Here is a 5,958-nt window from a genome sequence, read left to right as displayed (position 1 = left end):
GTACCAATCGCTTACGTAGAGGCCCGTGGTCGCGGCGTCGTGGTGCGGGGAATTCAGGAGCGACGGCGACTCCAAGGGTGGGGCTGCATTCGGCAGCGATCCCCCATTGCCGCCGCCGCAGCCCGACAGCGCCAATCCCGTGACGGCGATCGCCGCGAGGGTTCCGAGGAACGATCTTGTCTGTAACATCGTGCGCCTCCAAAATCCGATAGTTGACGGCGCAACCTTTCCGTTCGCCTATTTCATCCCTTGGGACCCGGTGCTCGCTCGCCCGTAGGGGGTTTAGCCGCCGCGGCCCAGCGCATCGGAAGGGGCCTTTTTCCGAATAACGCAATGTCGACCTCCGTGCCCGACACGACTTCGAATGTCGAGTTTGCTCAAGATTTGACCGAGGCCGACGCTCCTAACACCCCCGGGGCGGCCGCACGCGCGATGGATTGGATTTGTCGAGGCCGCGGTGCTGGCGATCGTCGCGGTTGCGGCGATACTCTTGCTCTTGCGCATGCTTGGGATATTTACGCGGCCGCGCGTTTGATGCGGCGCCTCGTGACTATGTGGAAATGGGCTTGGATTGCTTGCGCACTAGCGGCATGTTCGTGGAACGGCAGCGAATATAACGGAACTGCCGAGTTTTCCTCCGGCGCGCGTTTGGCGGCGAGCAGCCCGATCAAGCATGTCGTCTTCGTCGTGCAGGAGAACCGCTCGTTCAACAACCTCTTCATGGGTTATCCCGGCGCTACGACGCAAAGCTACGGCTACGATACCACAGGTAGGAAGATCGGCTTGCGGCCGGTCAAATTGCAAATCGAGTGGGACCTCGCGCACAATTCGGTCGGTTTCTTTGCGGCCTGCGACGGAACCGGAAGAATCCCCGGTACAGACTGCAAGATGGATGGCTGGAACAACGAGCTGGCGACGGCCGGACATCCGCCCAATCCCGCCTTCGCCTACGTTCCGCAGAGCGAAACCAAGCCGTATTGGACGATCGCCAAGCGGTACGTACTCGCCGACCAGACCTTCGCGTCCAACCTCGACGGCAGCTTCGTCTCGCATCAGTACGCCGTCGCCGCCTACGCGAGCCGCGCCGTAAATTATCCCGTTCGTTCCTGGGGCTGCGCGGGAGGACCCTCGGATACGGTGGCCACGCTGACCGGCGCGCGCGACATCGGCCCGAGCATCACGGCCTGCTTTGACAATCCGACGCTCGCCGGCGAAGCCAACCAGGCCGGTGTTGGCTGGCGATACTATGCGGGAAGCGTTTACGGTGACGGCGGCTTGTGGTCGGCCTATCAAGCCGATCGGAAAATTTACGATGGACCCGATTGGAAGACGAAGGTAGTCAATCCGCCGTCCCGCTTTCTGACCGACGTCGCAGCGGGAAAACTCGCGCCGATAACGTGGGTCGCTCCCACGTTCGAAGCCTCGGACCACGCGGTTCTTGATACTGGTAAAGGGCCGGCGTGGATCGCAAGCGTCGTCAACGCGGTTGGGAGAAGCAAGTTCTGGGATTCCACCGCGATCTTCATTATGTGGGACGACTGGGGCGGGTGGTACGATCCGGTAAAGCCGCGCTATCTCGATTACGATGGGCTTGGGTTTCGCGTCCCGCTGCTGATCGTTTCGCCCTACGCAAAACACGGCTACGTCTCACACGTCCACTACGAAACGGCGAGCGTGCTGCGCTTTATCGAGAATAACTTCGGCTTGCCGCAGCTGGCGGCCAGCGACACGCGCGCGAACGCTCCGGGCGCAGATGTCTTTGACTTCCACCAGCAGCCGCGGAAGTTTGTGGAGATCCCCGGCGAGAAACCGGCGCTCTATTGGATGCGGATTGAAGGCGCTTCGCGCGCGGGGCCGCACCCGGCCGGCATTCTCGGCGACGACTGAGCGGTACCTACGAACGAGGCCCGGCGTAGCGCCGGGCCTTCCTGCAAAGCGTATCTCGGTATCTAATTTTAGAGACGCCTGCTTATTTCGTAATGATCCCGACATCGCCTTTGACGCAGCTGCCGGAAGCTGGGCAAGCGGTAATGTCCTGAACGTACTTCACCTTGCCCTTGCTGCTGCCGACTTTTCCCTTCTCGGTGATCGTATCCGTGATGGGGTTGCCCTTCTTCGGCTTGATCGAACCAACGATCGACTTGAAAGGCTTACCTTGGAGCGTAACGATCTTCTGTTTCCAGGTGTAGGGAGGAAACGATCCGCTCGTGCAGCCCGAATTGCTCGAGAGGCAAATCTCCTCACTCGCCGGCTTACCCTTTGCGACCGTTACGCATAGGAAGTATTTTGAGGACGGGCACTGCGTTTTTGCGTCGCCGTACGCGCCGGAAACCATTCGATAGCTGAATTTGCCGGCCGGCGCTACCGACTGAATGGAACTGGTGGGCACCGAATTCCCGAGACCGCCGGAACAGCCCGCGAGAACGCCGACAGCGATTGCCGAAGCGAGCGCTGAAGTAAACAAGCGCATTTGTTTTTTACTCCTTCGTAGATGGAGGGAACGTAGTCCCCGCGTTCAGGCTTGGCGACGCTGAACCCTCCGATACAATTTTCAGATGAGTAGCGCGAAGCGAGGTAAGCAAGCCGGGCCGTGCGCTGAGGAACGCTACGGCATAAATTCGAAGACGACGCCCTGGCCGTGCGCGCCGCCCGCGACGGTCGTTCCGTAGAGTTTGCCGCTTGCGTCCGCTGCGAGGCCGTAATACGGATACTGGCCATCGCCGCCATTGCCGAAACTGTGCAAGACCTGCTCTTTGCCGGTTTTTGCGTTGACTTCGAAGATCGTGCCGCAGTCGCAGGTTCCCCCGCCGGCAGACGTGGTCCCGATGAGACCGTTCGACGCTCCAAAGAGCAGCGTGCTCGTCGACGAGCTGCCATCGCTACCGCCCTTGAAGTTGTAGAGTACGCGCTCCGCGTACTTGTTTTTGCCTTTGCGAGCGAGTTCGAAAACGGTCCCGTCTCCGTGGGTCCCGCCGTAGTACGTCGTTCCGAAAAGATCTCCGGAGGCGTCGGAAATCAAGCCGCCGTACGGAGATGCGGCGCCGGGCGCTCCTTTAAACGTGTAAAGCGTCGTCAGCTTCCACGATTTCTTCGATCCCGGCGAGAGCCTGAAGACCGTTCCCGCGGCGTCCGCGCCGCCTTCTTCGGTCACCCCGAAAATGTCCCCGTCTTTAGCGACAAGCAGCGGGCCGAGCGATCCAACGCCGCCGTCGGCGCCGCCCGTAAATGCGTGCAAGATCTTTTCGTGCCACGCACGGCGCGACGAGCTCAACTCGTAGACGATGCCCTGCGAATACGCACCGCCGTCGGGCGTCGTTCCGTACGCATGGCCGGCGCTGTCGAACGCGATCGGTCCCCCGGGGCCAAAGCCGTCGTTGCCGGAACCGAAGTCGTGTATCACGCTTTGGTCTTGTCCGCTCAGTTGATAGGCGACGCCGCAGCCGTCGCCGGCGCAGTAGCCCGACCCGCCGGCGACGGTCGTGCCGTAGAGGCGCGATTGGCGATCGATCGTTACGCCCCCATGCGGATTCTTTCCATCGCCGTAACACGTGAAGTTATACAGCACCGTCTCGGGCCACGGTGGACTGGCCTGCGGCGCGAGCTCGAAGACCGTACCGCACGTGTACTTGCCGCCGACGACGGTCGTACCATACAAATTGCCGGCGTGATCCAGGGCGATTCCGGTCGCGGCGTTACCGCCGTCGTTTCCTCCGGTAAAACTGTAGAGGATCTGCTCGCTCCCCGTGCCCGAGCGTGCGACGGCGCTCGACGTCAGCGGGGGCAACGCCGCGCTGCCGGGTGAGGTATGCGATCCTCCGCAGCCGGCAAGCAAGACAACCAGGGCGCTTCCGGTAAGACGGTGCGTACTCTTCATTTACGATACTTCGCAATAGCTCGCCGGCGCCCTGGGGCAGTCAAGCTCCGCTTTTGGAGCGAAAGAAGAAGAATGACGGCGATACCGGCGATGATCTGCTCGCGTTGCAATCAGGTGCGCAGCGGAAGCGATACCTGCTCGACCTGCGGCGCACGGCTGCAAAGCCTCGATGCCGCAAAGCGGCGGGGATGGGTGGCCTTGAGCGCGGGCGCGTTCATGGTCGTTTTCGTGGGTGCCGCCTGGTTCTGGGTTGACCGCACGATGGCCGCGCAGGCAATCTCGACCCCCGATGTCGCGACCGCGAAGTTTCTCGGCCGAATCCACATATCGTTCGCACTGGTCGTCCTCGCGGGGCTGCTCGGCGTTGCCAACGGCTGGCTGATGGTCCAATCCGGGCGACGCAACCGCCTCTTGATCTTCACGCTGGTTGCCGTCTTCGTCGCGGCGGTGTTTTTCGCGGCGAGTGCGACGACGTAACGAGGCCCTCGCAATGCCTCGAATTTCGTTGGCCGCCGCCGTCGCGGAAGTGCGCAAACGCGATCCGCTCTTGGACCGTCTCGTCGCGCGCATCGGTCGGATTCACTACCGGCCGCGCCACCCCGACGGGCACTTCGGGACGCTCGTTCGCGCGATCGTCTTTCAACAACTGGCGGGAAGCGCGGCCCGGGCGATTTTCGACCGCGTCGTTACCGCCGCCGGCGGTGGGCTGACGCCCGGGAGCCTCGCCGCGGTCTCCGATGCGAAGCTGCGCGCTGCAGGCCTTTCCCAAAATAAGCTGCTCGCGCTGCGCGATCTGTCGGCGAAGGTTCTCGACGGGAGCGTCGATCTGAGGGGTTCGCCCAAAGAGAGCGACGACGAGATCGTCGCCAAGCTCGTGACGGTGCGCGGTATCGGAAAGTGGACCGCCGAGATGTATCTGCTGTTCGAGCTGCGGCGCTTGGACGTGTGGCCCGTCGACGATCTCGGGGTGCGCCAGGGTTACGCGATCGGCTGGGATCTGGAGACGCCGCCGAAACCGAAGGAACTGCTCGCGCTTGGCGAGCCCTTCCGGCCATACCGTTCGGTCGTCGCGCTATACTGCTGGGAGGCGGTCCACCGCTACCGGTAACACTTTGGGCGCCTCTGGATTCGACTCCGAGCTTCCTGGGAAGCTACACACCGAGTGCAAGCCAAAGGAGAAGCGATGAAGTACCTTTGTCTGGCGTACGGCGCGGCCGAAGATTGGAAAAAGCTCAATAGAAGCGAGCAAGACACTTTGCTCGCGCAGGATGATTTCCTGAGATCGCGCGGCGACATCGTCGCCTCGCTCGGTTCGCCGGCGACCACCGTGCGGGCTTGGTACGGCGATCCGGTAACCACGACCGCGGTCTTCTCCAGTTCGACCCTGCCGCTGGTCGGCTTCGGCATCATCGAGGCCGCGGACCTCGAGGAGGCTATCCGGCTCGTAGCTCCCACCCCGTGTGCCCGCGCGAAGGGATTCGTGGAAGTCCGCCCGATCGTTGCCATCAACATGTAGATCGAGTTTTCGGATCCGTGTCCGAAAACGGGGCGTTCGAACGTCTATGTTCCGTCACACACTACAACCAGGAGGAAGGAACATGGGCGATTTTCTCTATCTTTACCGCGGCGGGCGCCGCGGTCAGACCCCCGAAGAGTCGGACAAGATCATGCAAAAATGGCTTGGATGGATGAAAGGCCTCACCGACACGGGCAACATGAAGGATCCCGGCCAGCCGCTCGAGGCCGAAGGCAAGGTCGTCGGCGATAGCGGCAGCATCACCGACGGGCCCTTTGCGGAGGCGAAAGACGTGGTCGGCGGCTTCACGCTTATCCAGGCCGACACGCTCGCGCGGGCGGCCGAACTCGCACGCGGCTGCCCGATCCTCGAGGTCGGGGGAAGCGTCGAGGTCCGGCCCGTCTTGAAGATGGATATTTAGAATTTGGAGCATAGGAGCCTGTCGGGTTATGCCAAATTCTCATCTTTGGGCCGCCTTTTGCCCGAATACTTCGTTGCTCTTCGCTCGCAAAGCGCTGCTTTTGTCGCTCATCGCGCCTCGTCTTCGAACAAAACTCGGCGCCAAATC

Annotated in this window: 8 protein-coding genes; 5 read left to right on the top strand and 3 right to left on the bottom strand. The window is 62.0% G+C overall.

Annotated features, from left to right (window positions below; genetic code table 11):
- The coding region (locus VGG51_07800) for a hypothetical protein (GenBank protein ID HEY1882927.1) at positions 1-189 on the bottom strand (189 nt) is incomplete at its 3' end.
- 363 nt (positions 190-552) lie between these two features.
- Between VGG51_07800 and VGG51_07795 the strand changes: the two genes are divergently transcribed.
- Positions 553-1,887, top strand: a complete 1,335-nt coding sequence (locus VGG51_07795; GenBank protein ID HEY1882926.1) for an alkaline phosphatase family protein — start codon at positions 553-555, stop codon at positions 1,885-1,887.
- A gap of 82 nt (positions 1,888-1,969) precedes the next feature.
- Here the strand turns inward: VGG51_07795 and VGG51_07790 are convergent, their stop codons facing one another.
- Together VGG51_07790 and VGG51_07785 are read right to left on the bottom strand one after the other, a co-directional pair.
- Positions 1,970-2,470 (bottom strand): hypothetical protein, encoded by a 501-nt coding sequence (locus VGG51_07790; GenBank protein HEY1882925.1) that lies wholly within the window; start codon positions 2,468-2,470, stop codon positions 1,970-1,972.
- Positions 2,471-2,605: 135 nt separating this feature from the next.
- Positions 2,606-3,874, bottom strand: coding sequence for a choice-of-anchor tandem repeat GloVer-containing protein (locus tag VGG51_07785; GenBank protein HEY1882924.1), 1,269 nt, complete (start codon positions 3,872-3,874; stop codon positions 2,606-2,608).
- A gap of 72 nt (positions 3,875-3,946) precedes the next feature.
- On the opposite strand from VGG51_07785, the gene VGG51_07780 reads away from it, so the two are divergent.
- The 4 genes from VGG51_07780 to VGG51_07765 all read left to right on the top strand — a co-directional run bounded on the left by VGG51_07780 (position 3,947) and on the right by VGG51_07765 (position 5,811).
- Positions 3,947-4,351: a hypothetical protein gene (locus VGG51_07780; GenBank protein HEY1882923.1), complete on the top strand. Its 405-nt coding sequence runs from the start codon at positions 3,947-3,949 to the stop codon at positions 4,349-4,351.
- Between the two features lie 13 nt (positions 4,352-4,364).
- A complete protein-coding gene (locus tag VGG51_07775) occupies positions 4,365-4,982 on the top strand; it encodes a hypothetical protein (protein ID HEY1882922.1) in 618 nt (205 codons plus the stop codon).
- A 75-nt stretch (positions 4,983-5,057) separates the two neighbouring features.
- A complete protein-coding gene (locus tag VGG51_07770; protein HEY1882921.1) occupies positions 5,058-5,390 on the top strand; it encodes a YciI family protein in 333 nt (110 codons plus the stop codon).
- A gap of 82 nt (positions 5,391-5,472) precedes the next feature.
- Positions 5,473-5,811: a YciI family protein gene (locus VGG51_07765; protein ID HEY1882920.1), complete on the top strand. Its 339-nt coding sequence runs from the start codon at positions 5,473-5,475 to the stop codon at positions 5,809-5,811.
- Positions 5,812-5,958: the final 147 nt, after the last annotated feature.

This window comes from Candidatus Cybelea sp. (assembly GCA_036489315.1).
Classification (GTDB): Bacteria; Vulcanimicrobiota; Vulcanimicrobiia; order Vulcanimicrobiales; family Vulcanimicrobiaceae; genus Cybelea.
The sequence above is the reverse complement of the archived record's forward strand: the minus strand, read 5'-3'. Positions and strand labels throughout refer to the sequence as shown.